Annotated in this window: 17 protein-coding genes and 1 pseudogene; 4 read left to right on the top strand and 14 right to left on the bottom strand. The window is 66.7% G+C overall.

What is annotated here, in order from left to right:
* Nucleotides 1-34 precede the first annotated feature (34 nt).
* The 5 genes from FOS14_RS14445 to bioB all read right to left on the bottom strand — a co-directional run bounded on the left by FOS14_RS14445 (nucleotide 35) and on the right by bioB (nucleotide 4,725).
* Nucleotides 35-1,129, bottom strand: coding sequence for an NAD(P)/FAD-dependent oxidoreductase (locus FOS14_RS14445; RefSeq protein ID WP_143771503.1), 1,095 nt, complete (start codon nucleotides 1,127-1,129; stop codon nucleotides 35-37).
* Nucleotides 1,130-1,221: 92 nt separating this feature from the next.
* On the bottom strand, nucleotides 1,222-2,841 hold the full coding sequence (locus tag FOS14_RS14450) for a LuxR family transcriptional regulator (protein ID WP_143771504.1): 1,620 nt from the start codon (nucleotides 2,839-2,841) through the stop codon (nucleotides 1,222-1,224).
* A gap of 20 nt (nucleotides 2,842-2,861) precedes the next feature.
* Nucleotides 2,862-3,509 (bottom strand): DUF2567 domain-containing protein, encoded by a 648-nt coding sequence (locus FOS14_RS14455; protein ID WP_255450336.1) that lies wholly within the window; start codon nucleotides 3,507-3,509, stop codon nucleotides 2,862-2,864.
* Complete coding sequence (locus FOS14_RS14460; protein WP_185981781.1) at nucleotides 3,506-3,715, bottom strand: hypothetical protein; 210 nt, start codon at nucleotides 3,713-3,715, stop codon at nucleotides 3,506-3,508. Before FOS14_RS14460 ends, FOS14_RS14455 begins: the two co-directional genes overlap by 4 nt.
* The gene (gene bioB, locus FOS14_RS14465; protein ID WP_143771506.1) at nucleotides 3,712-4,725 is read right to left on the bottom strand and encodes a biotin synthase BioB; all 1,014 of its coding nucleotides are present in this window, start codon (nucleotides 4,723-4,725) and stop codon (nucleotides 3,712-3,714) included. The genes FOS14_RS14460 and bioB overlap by 4 nt, the downstream gene beginning before the upstream one ends.
* A gap of 154 nt (nucleotides 4,726-4,879) precedes the next feature.
* On the opposite strand from bioB, the gene FOS14_RS14470 reads away from it, so the two are divergent.
* Together FOS14_RS14470 and FOS14_RS14475 are read left to right on the top strand one after the other, a co-directional pair.
* The gene (locus FOS14_RS14470; RefSeq protein WP_143771507.1) at nucleotides 4,880-5,419 is read left to right on the top strand and encodes a TetR family transcriptional regulator; all 540 of its coding nucleotides are present in this window, start codon (nucleotides 4,880-4,882) and stop codon (nucleotides 5,417-5,419) included.
* Nucleotides 5,420-5,453: 34 nt separating this feature from the next.
* The gene (locus FOS14_RS14475; protein ID WP_143771508.1) at nucleotides 5,454-5,957 is read left to right on the top strand and encodes a VOC family protein; all 504 of its coding nucleotides are present in this window, start codon (nucleotides 5,454-5,456) and stop codon (nucleotides 5,955-5,957) included.
* Between the two features lie 9 nt (nucleotides 5,958-5,966).
* On the opposite strand, the gene FOS14_RS14480 is transcribed toward FOS14_RS14475, so the two are convergent.
* The 9 genes from FOS14_RS14480 to FOS14_RS14520 all read right to left on the bottom strand — a co-directional run bounded on the left by FOS14_RS14480 (nucleotide 5,967) and on the right by FOS14_RS14520 (nucleotide 14,515).
* On the bottom strand, nucleotides 5,967-6,209 hold the full coding sequence (locus FOS14_RS14480) for a hypothetical protein (protein WP_143771509.1): 243 nt from the start codon (nucleotides 6,207-6,209) through the stop codon (nucleotides 5,967-5,969).
* A gap of 121 nt (nucleotides 6,210-6,330) precedes the next feature.
* Nucleotides 6,331-7,743, bottom strand: coding sequence for a Si-specific NAD(P)(+) transhydrogenase (sthA, locus tag FOS14_RS14485; RefSeq protein ID WP_221936719.1), 1,413 nt, complete (start codon nucleotides 7,741-7,743; stop codon nucleotides 6,331-6,333).
* Nucleotides 7,744-7,775: 32 nt separating this feature from the next.
* Complete coding sequence (gene bioD / locus FOS14_RS14490) at nucleotides 7,776-8,462, bottom strand: dethiobiotin synthase (protein ID WP_143771511.1); 687 nt, start codon at nucleotides 8,460-8,462, stop codon at nucleotides 7,776-7,778.
* A complete protein-coding gene (locus tag FOS14_RS14495; RefSeq protein WP_143771512.1) occupies nucleotides 8,459-9,598 on the bottom strand; it encodes an 8-amino-7-oxononanoate synthase in 1,140 nt (379 codons plus the stop codon). The genes bioD and FOS14_RS14495 overlap by 4 nt, the downstream gene beginning before the upstream one ends.
* A gap of 32 nt (nucleotides 9,599-9,630) precedes the next feature.
* Nucleotides 9,631-10,899 carry an adenosylmethionine--8-amino-7-oxononanoate transaminase gene (locus FOS14_RS14500; protein WP_370512236.1) on the bottom strand — a complete coding sequence of 423 codons (1,269 nt, stop codon included), beginning with the start codon at nucleotides 10,897-10,899 and terminating at the stop codon, nucleotides 9,631-9,633.
* A 28-nt stretch (nucleotides 10,900-10,927) separates the two neighbouring features.
* Nucleotides 10,928-12,073, bottom strand: coding sequence for an alpha/beta fold hydrolase (locus FOS14_RS14505; protein WP_143771514.1), 1,146 nt, complete (start codon nucleotides 12,071-12,073; stop codon nucleotides 10,928-10,930).
* 16 nt (nucleotides 12,074-12,089) lie between these two features.
* Nucleotides 12,090-13,235: a serine hydrolase domain-containing protein gene (locus tag FOS14_RS14510; RefSeq protein WP_143771515.1), complete on the bottom strand. Its 1,146-nt coding sequence runs from the start codon at nucleotides 13,233-13,235 to the stop codon at nucleotides 12,090-12,092.
* Nucleotides 13,236-13,964 carry a Clp protease N-terminal domain-containing protein gene (locus tag FOS14_RS14515; protein WP_143771516.1) on the bottom strand — a complete coding sequence of 243 codons (729 nt, stop codon included), beginning with the start codon at nucleotides 13,962-13,964 and terminating at the stop codon, nucleotides 13,236-13,238.
* Nucleotides 13,965-14,020: 56 nt separating this feature from the next.
* Nucleotides 14,021-14,515 carry a hypothetical protein gene (locus FOS14_RS14520; protein ID WP_143771517.1) on the bottom strand — a complete coding sequence of 165 codons (495 nt, stop codon included), beginning with the start codon at nucleotides 14,513-14,515 and terminating at the stop codon, nucleotides 14,021-14,023.
* 182 nt (nucleotides 14,516-14,697) lie between these two features.
* Here FOS14_RS14520 and FOS14_RS14525 point away from each other — a divergent pair, with 182 nt between their 5' ends.
* Both FOS14_RS14525 and FOS14_RS14530 read left to right on the top strand, forming a co-directional pair.
* On the top strand, nucleotides 14,698-15,489 hold the full coding sequence (locus FOS14_RS14525) for a DUF222 domain-containing protein (RefSeq protein WP_143771518.1): 792 nt from the start codon (nucleotides 14,698-14,700) through the stop codon (nucleotides 15,487-15,489).
* Between the two features lie 18 nt (nucleotides 15,490-15,507).
* A pseudogene (locus FOS14_RS14530) lies at nucleotides 15,508-15,752 on the top strand (IS3 family transposase); the annotation flags it as partial.

Below are 15,752 nucleotides of genomic sequence, written 5' to 3' on the forward strand. Positions count from 1 at the left end.
AACAAATTGTGGATTTACCTGATCAAAGATGCGCTCATGCCCGGCTGCGCGTCCCGACCTGCCGCTTTGCCACCCGACGGGCTACCTCGGCCGCGTCCCGGCCCACGCCGCCGACGAGCATCGATGCGAACGCGTACTGGAATGGCAGGCCAACGAAGTACAGGCCGGCGTGGCCGTCGACGGCGCCGTGCGACTGCTCCGGCCAGCCGTCGGGTCCGCACACCGGGAAGTCGATCCACGACGTGTCGTTGCGGAAACCTGTGCACCAGATAATGTTTCGCGGCTCCAGCACGGAATCGTCGGCCAGGACCGGCAGCCCGCCGTACACACCGACCACTTTGTCCCCGACATGGGTCACGCCTGCGGCCGCGAGGTGCGCCGACTTGACCCGCAGCAGCGGCCCGCCGCCGGTGCGGACCTGTGTGCGCAAGGCGCGGCCCATCGGAGTGCGTTCGGTCAGTAAGTGATTGGCAGCGAACCACATGATCGGCAGCATCACTCGCGCCGCGCCGCCCTCGATGTCGAAGGGCAACTCGCCGCGGATGGGTCCGGCCGCCATGGTGGGGTGGGTGGCGGCGACCTCGAGCGCGATGTCGGCGCCGCTGTGCGACATGCCGACCACCAGCACCGGGCCCGGCAGCAGTTGGCCGGGATTGCGGTAGCGGCTCGAGTGCAGCTGCCGGATTCCCGGGTCGAGTTCGGCGGCAAACGTCGGAATGTGCGGGGTGCGCCAACCACCGGTTGCGACAACCACATTCCGCGCAGCAAAACTGCCGCTGTCGGTTATCACGAGGTAGTCATCGCCGCTGGGTTGCAGTCGCTGCACCCGGACCCCGGTGTGCACCGGCAGTTGAAATCGCTGGGCATACGCCTCGAGGTAATCGGCCATGTCATCTTTGGTCGGCCACGACCAAGCAAGACCCGGCATGTCCCATCCGGGTAGCGAGTCGTACTTGGCCGGGCTGTACAGACGCAGCGAATCGTAACGGCGACGCCAGATGTCGCCGACGCGTGCGTCGGCTTCCAGTACCGCGAACTCCACCCCGCGCTCGGCCAAGTGGTAAGCGGTAGCGAGTCCGGCCTGGCCGGCTCCGATGATGAGTGTGTCGATATCACGTGTGGTGGTCATACCGGTGACGCTACGAATGCCCGGCACGTGGTCGCATCGGGCAGAATGTGCAATTCACCGGTGCGCGGACGTGGGTAATTATGTGTAGTGCCTCAGGTGAGATTGCGTTCGTAGGCGTATGCCGTCGCCGCGGCTCGCGACGACAGGCCGAGCTTGCTGAAGATGTTGCTGATATGGCGCGCAACGGTTTTCTCGCTGAGTACCAACTCTGCGGCAATGGCGCGATTGGTCTTGCCGGACGCAACGGCGCGCAGCACCTCGAGTTCGCGCGGGCTCAGCGGACACCCGTCAGGTCTGTGGTCGGTTATCCGAGCCAGGTCCGGCGCCGCCCCCAACTCGCGGTACACGGCCCGGGCCGCGTCGAATTCCAGTTGCGCAGTGTCGGCGTCGCCAAGGGCGGCGCAGCACCGGCCGATCAGTTCCCGAACGCGGGCCGCGTCGTAGCCGACGCCGAGGTCCCGCCAACCGACAAGCGCCGTGCGCAACAACGGCAGCGCCGCACGATGGTTCCCGCCGGCAACGAGGACCTCGGCGCGCCGCTGCCCGGCAACGGTGCGCAGAAACTGCGAATCGAGTTGCTCGGCCAGGTGGTCGAGTTCGTCGATGGCCGCCGCGGCGGCGACGTGGTCGCCGGTAGCGAGCATGATCTGAACGTAGGCAACCACGATCGATGCCCTGGGTACAGACGTCGGCTCGTCGTAGAGCCGGCGGATTGACGCTTCGGCTACATCGACCCGGCCCTGCGCCAACCGCAGCAGCGCCATCCCCGGTTGCGGCTCCCAGCCGCACTCGCTGGCCCGGCGATAATCTTGTTCGGCTCTCGCGAGATCGCCGCGCGCCCTGTGCAATTCGGCACTCTCATACCACGCTTGACCGGTGACCGGAAGATCGCCCGCGCGTTCACCACGCCGCCGGGCATCATCGAGCGCAGTCTCGGCAAAATCCCAGTCCCCGTGCAGCCGAAGGATTTCCGCCCGATGCAGCTGGCACGCACCGGAATACGGCACGAGCTCGGGCTGGCGATCACAAAAGGACGACAGGGCGCCGGACCACTCCCGCGCCCGGCGCAGGTCGAACAACTGGTGGCAGACACCGATGACCGCGCAGTACGCGAGCCCCGCCACGGTGGGTGACACTCCGCCCGTCGTGACCACAACCATCATTTCGTCGAGGCGCGCCACGCCTGCTCGCACGTCTCCGCGGGCGACGAGAACCTGGCCTTGGACCAGCGTCGCAAGCGTGCGCAGATCGGCATCGTCGAAGCGGTCGGCCACGGCCGCCGCCCTGTCCGAATCATCGAGCGCCGCATCAACGTTTCCCTGCCACAACTGCTGCACAGCGACGATGGTGTGGAAGTAGCCGCGCTGCACACAGTCGCCGACGCGCTGGTCGAGCAACCGTAGCGCTCGGGCGATCCAGCCGCCGGCGCGCGCTGACTCGCCGCGGTTCACCAGCCCGAACGCCAGCCAGAAGGCGCACCCGGCCGCGTCGCACACCGACCCCGCACGCAGATGCTCGTCGAACGCGCGCGACCAGGCATTTGTCGACGCCTCATAGCGGCCGGTCAGGTAGGCCGCGGTGGCAAGCAACTCCAGATCCGGCGCGTCGAGCGGGTGTTGCGCATCTGCCGCACCCAACTGCGAGTACGCGACCTCCCAGGACGCGTCGTCGACGGCGGCTCGACCGCGTTGCAGCCCCTGCCCGGCCAGCATCTACTCAGCGTAATGGGCAGCTAATCGGTTTCCACAGTGTTGGCCGACTCTGCTGGGTTGACAGGCTCTGCTGGGTTGACAGGCTCTGCTGGGTTGACAGGCTCTGCTGGTTCCGATCTTCCGCCGATGCCGAGGTCCTCGCGCGGGTTGATCGAGGTCGCGATCAAGATGGTGAGGCTCGCCAGGAACGGCTGGGTCAACAGCACCAGTGGCGTGGCGATCCCGGGCGCGAGCGCGATGATCTGGTGGATGTGCGGGTCATCGACGTGTGGATAGCGCAGGTGCGCAACACCTTCCCCGACCAGCGCCATGGCGGCCGTGCCGGTGGCCGAGCCGATCAGCAGGCCGATGAACTGAATCGGCCCCCGCATCCGTACCCAGAACCAGCTACCGGCAGCGGTGAGCACCCCGATCATCGCCGCGATACAGACGAAGATGGCCGCGGCGTCGAACTGGTGGTTCGACTCGCCGGTCAGCGGCAACCCGCTATCGGTGGTGACGACAAGTACGTGCTCGGCGGGAGCAAGCAGTCCCCACGCGACGCCGCCCAGGACTGCTACGGCGACGCATCCGAGCACAATCCTGGCGGCAGCACGAATCTGGGACCGTCGCGATGGCGGTTGAGCGGGTTCGGGGAGCGCCTCCGGCGCAGTGGACTGCTGGTTCACTTGCGGTGTTCGAGGTCGGCGGAATCGATCTGACCGTGCCGCGAGCAGCGCGCCCACCAGCCGTCCGGGCTGACCTGGACGATCATTCGGCGGCCGCATTCGGTGCAGTACCGCGGCGGTTCGAGGCCCAGCGCTGCGGCGGCGGGAACGGAGTCGTCCTGCTTGCCGGTGTAGGGGTTGTACCGGTCGGCCACGGCGATGCTCACAGCGTCTGGTTGAGCGCCTTGATGGGCATCTGCACCTCGCCGAGCAAGTCGAGGTCCTGCTCGGCGGGCCGGCCCAGCGTGGTCAGGTAGTTGCCGACGATGACGGCATTGATGCCGCCGAGAATGCCCTTCTTGGCACCCAGGTCGCCGAGGGTGATCTCGCGGCCGCCCGCGAAACGCAGGATGGTGCGCGGCAGCGCAAGGCGGAATGCAGCCACGGCCTTGAGCGCCTCGCTCGCGGGCAGGACCTCGAGGTCACCGAACGGGGTGCCGGGGCGCGGATTGAGGAAGTTCAGCGGCACCTCGTCAGGTTCGAGTTCGGCGAGGTTGGCGGCGAATTCGGCCCGCTGGTCGAGCGTTTCGCCCATGCCGAGGATGCCGCCGCAGCACACCTCCATGCCGGCTTTGCGCACCATGGTGAGGGTGTTCCAGCGCTCTTCCCAGGTGTGAGTGGTGACGACATTCGGGAAGTACGAGCGCGAGGTCTCCAGGTTGTGGTTGTAGCGGTGCACGCCCATGGCGGCAAGCTGGTCCACCTGTTCCTGATCGAGCATGCCCAGCGAGCACGCAACCTGAATGTCGACCTCGTTGCGGATGGCCTCCACACCGGCGGCGACCTGGGCCATCAACCGGGCGTCGGGACCGCGCACGGCCGCGACGATGCAGAACTCGGTGGCACCCGTTTTGGCGGTCTGCTTGGCCGCCTCGACGAGGCTCGGGATGTCCAGCCACGCCGCCCGCACCGGAGACTGGAACAGGCCGGACTGCGAACAGAAGTGGCAGTCCTCGGGGCAGCCACCGGTCTTGAGGCTGATGATGCCCTCGACTTCGACCTCGGGCCCGCACCAGCGCATCCGAACCTCGTGCGCGAGGCCGAGGAGCTCTTCGAGCCGGTCGTCGTTGAGCTGCAGCACCTCGAGGATCTGGTCTTGACGCAGACCCTCACCGCGTTCGAGCACCTGCTCGCGGGCAATGGCCAGAATGTCGGTCCGCACGGGTGCCTGAGTCACGAAGAGTCCTTCCCTCGCTGCCGGAGCTGCCAAAATCGCCGACTTGAACGCCGCCGGTTACCCGGCAACGTCAACGCCGCCGGTTACCCGGCAACTTGAACGCCGTTCAGGATAGGGTAGCTCACAGCGATCTGTACAGACCATCGGGAGAGCGGTGCAGCTTCACAGGAACGACGTGCTGGATGCGGCCGTGGCGATTCTCGACGAATACGGGCTCGCCGACCTGACCATGCGCCGCCTGGCTTCCTCGCTGAACGTGCAACCCGGCGCGCTGTACTGGCACTTCCCCAACAAGCAGACGCTGCTGGCCGCGATCGCGGATCGGTTGCTCGAACCCATCGAGGCGCCATTGCAGGCCGCCGACTGGGCCGGCCAACTGCTGGAACTGTCGCGACGGTTGCGATCCACATTGCTCTCACTGCGCGACGGCGCCGAGTTGGTCTCCGCCAGTTATGCCTCCCGGCTTACCACCGGTCGGGCCCGCCAGCGTTTCGCAGACGCAGTTTCCATGGCTGGCCTGTCCGCCGACGATGCCGAGTTGGCGGCGCACGCGTTCCTGCACTACGTACTCGGCCAGACCGAGGACGAGCAGCAGGCCGGCAGCGAAAGCGATGATGCGACAAGGCGGTTCGAGTTCGGGGTCCAGTTGCTGATCGATGGCGTGCAGGCCCGGGTGGGCGATCCGCGCGACTAGTTGACAATGCAACTACCCGGCGTACCCTCGATATATGAGCATCGTGCAGGATCAGGCGGCCCGGTTCGAGGCTCAACGTGCCCTGTTGCGCGAGCGTTACCTGCAACCACCGCAGACTCGTCCCGCCTCCTCGGCCCGGGGCTTGCACCACACCGCACTGCTCAGCGGCAACGTCGAGCGGACGATCGAGTTTTATCAAGGACTGCTCGAGTTTCCGCTCACCGAGCTGATCGAGAACCGTGACTATGCGGGCTCGTCGCACTTCTTCTTCGACATCGGAAATCGAAACCTGCTGGCGTTCTTCGACTTTCCGGGCCTCGATCTCGAGCCGTACCGGGAGGTGCTCGGCGGACTGCACCACATCGCCATCAGCATCGAGCCGCAGCGCTGGGAACACCTGCGCGCCAAGCTCATCGACGCGGGCGTCGAATTCGCCGAACACAGCGAGGTCTCGCTGTATTTCCGCGACCCGGACGGAGCCCGCATCGAGTTGATCGCCGATCCGCTCGGCGAAATGTATGGCGCACAGGTGCTATAGCGCGGCGGACTACTTGCCCGGGGGCAACGGTGGCGGCTGCATCGGGCACAGCGGTTGGCCGATTCCGCCGCACGAGGGCCCGTCGACCACGATGGGCGGCAGCGGTCGCGGATTGGGCGTGTGACAGTTTATCTTGCAGGGCTTGTCGGCGTGTGCCACACCGACGGCACCGGCCATCGGGATGCCGATGGCAGCGATGCCGGCACCGAGCATGACTGCGAAACGGACACTGCGAGAAACGTGGTGGTGCATCGGAGCTCCTGACGGTCGGTATTGGACTGTTAGGAACGATCTTTCGCGGAACGGGGCACGGCGGACAGCCATCTCAGGGTGCACCGAGGCGCTCCTGGGGTGAGCGTTTCCCACCCCAGGGTCAGTCGCTGAGTACCGCCAGTTGCCGAATCTTGTTGGTGGCGTCCAGTGCCGCCACCTTGTACGCCTCGGCGAGGGTCGGGTAGTTGAACACCGCGTCGACCAGGTAGTCGACGGTTCCCCCGCAGCCCATCACGGCTTGGCCGATGTGCACCAGCTCGGTGGCCTGCGTGCCGAAGATGTGCACTCCCAAGACCTTTCGGTCCTCGGGATTGACCAGAATCTTCAGCACGCCATAGGAGTCTCCAACGATCTGCCCGCGGGCCAGCTCCCGGTAGCGCGAAATCCCCACTTCGAACGGCGTCTTCTCCTGTGTCAGTTCGTCTTCGGTCTTGCCGACGAAGCTGATCTCGGGAATCGTGTAGATGCCGATCGGCTGCAGCTTGCTGATGTCGTGCACCGGCTCCCCACAGGCGTGGTGGGCGGCAATGCGTCCCTGCTCCATCGATGTTGCCGCGAGCGCCGGGAAGCCGATGACGTCGCCGACGGCGTAGATGTGGTCGACCTCGGTGCAGAAGTTCTCGTCCACCTTGATCCGTCCGCGGTTATCGGCGGTCAGACCGGCCTTTTCCAGATCGAGTCGATCGGTAAGACCTTGCCGCCCAGCCGAATACAACACGGTCTCCGCGGGAATCTTCTTCCCCGACTCGAGAATGGTGACCGCGCCGCGCTCGTACTTTTCCACGGCGGAAACCGATTCGCCGAAACGGAAAGTCACCGCGAGGTCTCGCAGCTGGTACTTCAGCGCTTCGACCACCTCGCGGTCGCAAAACTCGAGCATTTCGTTGCGCCGCTCGATCACTGTCACTTTGGTGCCGAGCGCGGCGAACATCGACGCGTACTCGATGCCGATCACGCCGGCGCCGACGACAACCATCGATTGCGGGAGTTCCTGCAACTGCAGGATGCCGTCGGAGTCGATGATGGTCCGCTCGTCGAACTCGACCGACGACGGCCGCGCCGGCTTGGTTCCGGTGGCGATGATGATTTTCTTCGCGTGCACGACGCGTTCCTGATCGCTGCCGTCATCGATGTGCACGGTGTGCGGATCGGCGAACCGCCCGATTCCCGGGAGCAGCGGAATGTGGTTGCGCGACAGTTGACTTCGGATGACGTCGATTTGCCGGCTCATGACGTGCCTGGTGCGCTGCGTGAGATCTTCCGGCGTGATGTCTTCCTTGACCCGGTACGCGCTGCCGTACATTTCACGCTGGTTCATGCCGGTCAGGTACATGACGGCTTCACGCAGGGTCTTGGACGGGATGGTGCCGGTGTTGATGCAAACGCCGCCGATCATGTCGCGTCGCTCCACCACCGCGACCTTGCGGCCCAGCTTCGCGGCCGCGATAGCCGCACGCTGTCCACCGGGCCCCGAGCCCATCACCAATACGTCGAAATCGCTCACATAGGCGATTCTTCCAAGAATGACCGGGGTCGCGCAGGGCTTTAGGGCTGCCCGAGGTACCGGCGCGTCCAGCAGCCGTCGAACCATCCGGGCGCCGCCTGCACGAAGTCTTGCCGGGCAAGCGACCCGCTGCCCTCGGGCACCTTCCCGACCACGTCAACGCCGGTGACGCGCGGGAGGTCGTCGAGGTTGCACAGTGACGCCAGATCCGGGTCGCGCGGCCAGGCGCCGATCACCAGACCGGCGCATTGCACTCCTGCGGCGGTCATGGCCCCGACGGTGAGCGCACTGTGGTTGAGCGTCCCCAGGCCGGCGGCGGCGACGAGCAGCATGGGCGCAGCCAACTCGGCGGCGAGATCCAGCAGCGTCCAACCGCGCTCCCCCAGCCCGACCAGCACGCCGCCGGCGCCCTCGACGATGGTGAGGTCCGCGTCGAGCGAGCGCACCGCGGCGGCCACGTCGGCCAGTTCCAGCAAGGACTGGCCGCAGCGTCGCGCGGCCGTGTCTGGCGCCAGCGGTTCCGGATAGCGCGCGAGTTCCAGTGTGTTGTCGATGCCCGAAAGTCGTTGCACCACAGTGAGATCGCCTGATTCGTCGGGTGCGACGCCGGTTTGCGCGGGCTTACATACCGCGACGCTGCCGGCGCGCGACGCTACCGCCGCCAGTGCCGCGGTCACTATCGTTTTGCCGACGTCGGTGGAAGTGCCGGTAACCAGCAGGATGCTCATGTGGCCGCGGGCGCCAGTACGGTCCCGAGCACGTCGGAGATCACGGCGAGTTCCGCCGCGCTCAGCGTCGCCCGCGCGGTCAGGCGCAGCCGCGACGTGCCTTCCGGAACCGACGGCGGCCGGAAGCAGCCGACGTGGACACCGAGTTCGCGACAGCGCAGCGCCGCGTCGAACGCGCGCTGCGGATCGCCCAGGATGACCGACACGACCGCGGATTCCGGGATCGCATCAATGCCAGACATCCGGGCCAGGGCGGCGGCCCGGTCGAGCACCATCGCGGCCCGCTCGGGTTCGCGCCGCAGCACCTGCAGCGCCCCGCGCGCGGCACCGACGGCCGCCGGCGCGAGTCCGGTGTCGAAGATGAACGTGCGCGCCGAATCGATCAGGTGGGCAATCACTTTGGCGCTGCCGAGTACCGCGCCGCCCTGACTGGCCAGCGACTTGGACAATGTTGCCGTGACGACGATGTCTGGCGCGCCGGCCAATCCGAGCTCGTGCACGAGGCCGCGCCCGCCCGTACCACGCACGCCGATGCCGTGCGCCTCGTCGACCACCAGCACGGCGCCGTGCTTGCGACACAACGCGTGCATCTGGCGCAGCGGCGCGAGGTCGCCGTCGGCGCTGAACACCGAGTCGGTGACCACCAGTGCTCGCTGCTCCGTGCGAGCCCCGAGGGTTTGATCGAGGAACTGCAGGTCCGAGTGCGGAGCGACCACGACGCGCGCCCGAGACAGCCGGCAGGCGTCGACCAGCGAGGCATGGCTGCCCGCATCGGACACGATCAGCGAGCCCTTGCCCGACAGCGCGGTCACTACACCGAGATTCGCGGCGTATCCGCTCGCGAACACCAGGCCGGCCTCTGCACCGACGAACTCGGCGAGTTCGGTTTCGAGCAGCGCGTGCTCGGTCGTGGAGCCGGTGACCAGGCGAGATCCCGTCGACCCACCACCCCACCGCCGCAACGCGGTGATCGCGCCGTCGATGACGTCGGGGTGGCGAACCAAGCCCAGATAGTCGTTGGACGCCAAGTCGATGAGCTGTGCTCCAGCAGTGCGTGGGCGCAGTTCCCGGCGCAGGCCGGAGGCGCGACGCTCGCGTTCGCGATCGTCGAGCCAGCTGAGGGCGTCCGAAGTCACGGGTGGCAGTCTACGGCGAACTTGAACAGCGTTCAAGAGCTGGCTGCGGCGACCATCGCTCGACAGATGGCGGCGACCTCGTCGGGGGTGCTGATGAACGGCGGCATCGTGTAGATCAGATTCCGGAACGGCCGCAGCCACACGCCGTTAGCGACGGCCGCCTCGGTCGCCGCGCGCATGTCGACGTCGTTGTCGAGTTCGATGACGCCGATGGCGCCGCGCACTCGAACATCGGCGACGCCCGCCACCTCGCGTGCGGGCGCAAGACCTTCTTCAAGTTGGACGGCGATCGCGGCCACCTCCCCGCGCCAGTCCCGCGACAACAGCAGCTCGATGGATGCCACCGCCACGGAACACGCCAGCGGGTTGCCCATGAAGGTCGGCCCGTGCATCAACCCGCCGTGGCCGGCGCTGATCACCCCGGCGATCTCGTCGGTGCACAGCGTCGCCGCGAGCGTGAGATAGCCGCCGGTCAAGGCCTTGCCCACGCACATGACGTCCGGCGACACGCCGGCATGATCGGCGGCGAACAACTCGCCCGTTCGGCCGAAACCGGTGGCGATTTCATCGAAGACGAGCAGCACCTCATTCTCGTCGCAGATGCGCCGCAGCTCGTTCAGATACCGAGGATCGTGAAAGCGCATGCCGCCGGCACCCTGCACGACCGGCTCCACGATGACCGCGGCAACTTCGTCGGCATGGGTGGCGACGGCACGTTCGATTTCGGCGACGTAGTCGGCAGTGAATTCGGCCGGAGGTCTCGGGATGAAAACCTGTTCGGCCAGGATGTCGGTCCACAACGCGTGCATGCCACCCTCGGGGTCGCAGACGCTCATGGCAGTGAAGGTGTCGCCGTGGTAGCCGCCGCGCCAGGTGAGCAGGCGGTGTTTGGCCGGGCGGTTCTGGGCGCGCCAGTACTGCAGGCACATCTTCACGGCCACCTCCACCGACACCGAGCCGGAGTCGCTGAAGAAGACCTTGGTGAGAGGGGACGGGGTGATCTCGACAAGGAGCTGCGCCAACCGGGCAGCGGGCTCATGGGTCAGTCCACCGAACATCACGTGGCTCATTCGACCGAGTTGGTCGGTGACGGCGGCGTCGAGCACTGGGTGCCGGTAGCCGTGCACGGCCGCCCACCAGGAGCTCATGCCGTCGATGAGGACTCGCCCGTCGGCGAGGTGCAGGCGGACTCCCTCGGCCGAATCAACCTGCAACACAGCGGTACTCGGCGGGAACGCGCCGTAAGGGTGCCAGACGTGTGCGGCGTCGATCTTCTCAACGTCGCCGCTGGTGAGGCGAATCTTGCTCACCAAGGCATGCAATCACACCTCAGCGAATCTGCGCACAACCGGTCGGTTCGGGCGCTTGCGCGAAGCGCTGGGCGAGGAAGTCGGCGCCGAGCTGATCGGCAGGCAGCGCGGCTGCCGCATGGCCGATGCCCGAGCCCGGGAGTGCCGGTGGGATGTCGAGCTCCGTGTAGCTCACGTTGGCGCCGCGTCCGCACCAGTCGTGAGCCAGCTGACGGGCCTGCTGCGCCGCAACCGAGTCGTCGTTGGTGCCCTGCACGATCAGCACCGGCGTACGGGGCGCCACGGTGCCGAGCCGCTGTTCGACGAGCACCGAATGGAAGGGCTGCTGCACCAAATGTGCTGCGATGCTTCGGCCGTCGACGGTGTACTGGTCGGTCGAGCTGGGCTCGGTGAGGGTGTCGAGTTCGCACTGGTTGCGCGACTGCACGAGCATGGCGCGGCCGGCCGGGTTCAGCATCGTGTCGATGGGTTTCTCCAGCTGAGGGTAGTTCGCGCCGAGAGCGTCGAGGAGATAACCGGTTTCGGCGCCGAAGACGCTGTCGTCTCCGGAGCCGTAGGTGAGGTCCGCCTGCACCGCGCCGGCGTAGACGCCGACAATGTTGAGCTGGGGTGCGTAACTGGGCGCCAGTTCGGCCGCGGCAGCCACCGCCTGGCCACCCTGGGAGTAACCGCCGAGTGCCACCGGTCCGTCCCCGACTAGGCGCTGCGCCGCGCTCGCGGCGTCGAGCACGGCATGTGCCTCCGGAATGCGCATCAGATATGACGCTTGCGGATAGTCCGGAACAACCACCGTCCAGCCCCGCTGCAGCAGGTTCAGTACCGCGAATCCCTCGTAGAAGTCCCCGCTTTCGAGCTCATTCGACGCGGTGCAGCGCGGCGATTCACCTTGCGTGCCAGGGGCGAACACGACCATCGGGCGGCGTGATTGGTTGCGAGGCACGAGGACGGTCGCCGTTCCGATGGTACGGTGTCCACGAATATCGGTGCTGCTGTATGTGATTCGTGTCGCACCCGCCGGGAATGACACGCGGGCAACGGGATCGACGAAGGCTGTGACGGCAGTTGCGGAAAGCAACTGGCCCGCGCTCTGCCCATGCGCGGCGCCGGCGCTGCCGAGGGCGACGCACACCGCCATTGCCAGGGTGATCGGCCAGCGCAGTCGCATGGAGCAAGGCTACTGGTTACAGGGCCTCGTAGACCGCCTCGAGCAGGCTGTACGCGCGGCGGTCACCGGCCAAAGCTTCTTGACGCAGGTTCGGGATGAAGGCGAACGCCACCCGGTTCTCGACGTCGGCAAGCCCCTCGGAACCACCGGCGCCCGGGTGGCCGAATGCCCCGCGCCGGGCCGGTTCGGGCACCTCGCAGTTCTGGCACGGCAGCATGTAACCGAGGCCGAACGCGCTTTCCAGGAACAGGGTTTCGTCAGCGCCGCGAACACGTTCTCGAATTGCGTCGCGGAGGACGGCGTCCGGAAGGATCTCCCCTCGCAGGAGGCGGTCATAGAAGTCAGCGAGCGCCCGCGCGGTCGTGACCAGCCCCGCCGCCGGCCAGCCGCCGGCAAGAACTTCCGGCCGGTTGTAGGCGGCCACCGGATTTCCCGAACTTCGCATCAGCAGGGAGGTCGGGTCCTGATACGCGTTCGCGAGCGCCCGGATGACGGACGGTTCGATGGTCGGCGATCCCGACCATGCTGACCTGTCGGCCGGAGTCAGTGCGAGTCGTGCTGCTCGGTTGATCTCGTCCGGTGTGGCTCCGATTGCCAGGTCGGCGCCGATGTGGCGGCGGACGAATTCGCCTACGCCCGTGCCGGTATGACGGCGAACGATCTCGCCGACGAGCCACCCGAACGTCAAGGCGTGATATCCGTGTTTGGCGCCCGGTTCCCATTCCGGCTTCTGACCGGCGAGTTGGTCGGCCATGGCCGCCGGATCAGCCGCCTCCGCAGCACTTATCGGACGGTCGAACGCCGGTAGTCCGGCGCGGTGCGTGAAGAGGTCCTCGGTCGTAGTGTCTTGCTTGCCGTTGGCGCCATATTCGGGCCACCACGATGTGACCGGCTGATCGAGGGAGAGGCCGTGGGAGTCCATGACCAACAGGGCCGCCGTCGTGGTGACGGCCTTGGTGCAGGAAAAGCAGGGACAGGGCGTATCTCGTTCCCACGCGCGTCCGGTCCGGGGATCGGCGATCCCGCCCCACAGATCGACGACGACGCGTCCATCGACTGACGCGGCAACGGCCGCACCGGTGTTCAGGCCGTCGGCGAAGCTGGCCTCGAAGATGTCTCGGACGCGGGTGAAAGCTGGATCGCAGAACCCGTCCACCGCCATTTAGGCCCCTTTGGTCAGCGAAGCCAATACTTGCGCGATCTCGGCTTCGAGTTGTGCGCCGTCGAGCCCGCGGTCCGACAAGAGGCCGGTGCCGTTCTCCTGTTCGAGCAGGGCGAGCAGGATGTGCTCGGTCCCAATGTAGTTGTGGCCCATGCGCAGCGCTTGGCGAAACGTCAGTTCCAACGCCTTGCGCGCGTTGGCGTCGAAGGGCACGAGCGCGGGCGGGCTGTCGACTCGCGCGCCGAACTGAGCCTTGGCCGCTTCTCTGACTGCGTCGATATCCGTCTTGGCGGCAACGAGTTTGGTTGCGATGGCCTCGGGGTCGTCGAACAAACCGACCACGAGATGTGCGGTGCCGATCTCCGCGTTGCCGGCCTCATGCGCGGCGTTCTGGGCGCCGATCACGACGTTGCGTGCCCGTGTGGTGAATCGGCTGAAGCCCTGCTGCGGATCGAGATCGCCCGGTTCGGCGGGGCCCTTGCCGACGAAGCGCTTCTGCGCGGCTTGTTTCGAGACGCCCATGCTCGCTCCGATCTCAGTCCAGGACGCGCCCGAGCGGCGGGCCTGGTCGACGAAGTGGCCGATCAGGTGGTCGGCGACCTCTCCGAGGTGCTCCGCGGCGATTACGGCATCGGTGAGTTGGTCGAGGGCGTCGGTGTGGACCTTCTTGATCGCGTTGATGAGGTCGTCGAGGCGGACTGGGTTGGTGACTTGGGTCTTGTCGTCCATGCGTCAACGATAGGTTGACGGTGGGCGGGCGTCAACCGGTGGTTGACGGATGTGCGTTAGTGGGTCCGCCGCTCGCATTCTTCGAATGCGACGCCGGAGTTGAAGCAGGCGCTCAGCCCGCTCTGGACGTCACCGCTGGTGGGCGGTTCTCCACAAAGGATGCCGCACCGCATGTAGTTCGGCGCGACCGATCCGTCAGGCAAGCGGCAGACGTCGCGGTCGCATGCGTAGGGCCGCGCGTGCGGGTCCCTCGGCAACAGGTTGCGGGTGTATGACCAGACATACGCATCGGTGCCCCGCACGCGTGTGCAGTAGACGGTCCGACCGTTGGACAAGCGGCCGATCGCGCCAGGATTCGCGCAGTAGTCGTTCAGGTTTACCGGCGTCGGAACCGGCGGGGCAGTGGTCGGGAACGGATCGGCGGAGGCCGTCAGCGTGGCGACTGAAACTAGCGCGACGACACCTAGGGCCGTGGTGCCCAGTCGTTGCACGATGCGGTCGCGATGGCGTCGACGCGCCGCCATCTCAAGACATTTCGACAGTTCGCGCATGTCCGACTCCCCCCGACTTGACTGTCCGTTGACCCCTCACAAGGGTTTCTTCAGCGGCGCGACGGGCGTTACGCAGTGCGCCAGGTGCGACCTCATAAGGGCAGCCAGCGCCGGCGATCTCTGTACCCAATCTGCTCGACTTACTATGGCGCGAGTCGGACATTTCGGGTAGTATAGAACACATGTTCGAGGAATTGTTGGAGGTGCCGCCCGACGCGTTCGACCGCGTCGACGCCGCCCTGGCCTGCCTCGAAGAACACCGGGTCGAGGCCAACCGGGCCGCCTACCGGCTGATGCGCGCGGCCACCGGCGTGTGGGAACACCGCCTCGGTATCGCCGCCGACACCGGCGGAGACGGGCTGATCGCCGCCCAGTCCGCGGTCGCCGAGATCGCCGTTGCCCTCGGTATCGCCCAGTCCAGCGCCGACACCCTGGTCAGCGTGGATCAACAACTGGCCCGCCTGGAGTTGACCCGCGACGCCTTCGCCGCCGGCGACCTCGACTACGCGACGGTCCGCGTCATCGCCACCGTCCTGGCCGACGCCAACGCCGCCACCGTCGCCGCGATCGAAGCCGACGTCCTCGCCGCCGCCGCACACCTGTCCCCGCAACCACTCCGCTCGGCGATCTGGCGGATCTGGATGCGCCACGACCCCGACGAAGCCCACACCGTACGCGCAGCCAAACACCGCAGCGACCGCACCGCCTACACCCGCCGCGGCACCAACGGCATGACCTGGCTCACCGCCTGCCTGACCGACCTGGAAGGCGCCGAAGCCGACCAGCTGATCAGCGAACTCGCCGCCACCGTCTGCGCCGCCGACCCCCGCCCCGTCAAAGAGCTACGCGCCGACGCGCTCATGGCCCTGCTCCACGGCGAATCCCACCTGCTGTGCCACTGCGGCCGCGAACAATGCCCCAAAACCCAGATACAGAACCTGAACCGTCACGGGTTTTCTGCCGCTCCTGTTTGAGTGCAGGAGGATGCAGTTATGGGCAAAATAATCGACCCCGCCGTGAAGGAACGCGCCTTGCGGTTGATCGCTGATCATCGTCAGGACTACCCGAACGACACCGCTATGTGTCAAGCCATCGGCAACAAGCTCGGCCTGGGCAAGGAAACCATCCGGCGATGGCTGGTCCAGGCCGACGTCAACGCCGGATCCCGCCCCGGAGTGAGCACCGACGCGCAGGCCGAGATCAAGGCGTTGAAGGCGGAGGTCCGTAAACTCCGCGA

This window comes from Skermania sp. ID1734, from assembly GCF_007489285.1.
In the GTDB taxonomy this organism is placed as follows: domain Bacteria; phylum Actinomycetota; class Actinomycetes; order Mycobacteriales; family Mycobacteriaceae; genus ID1734.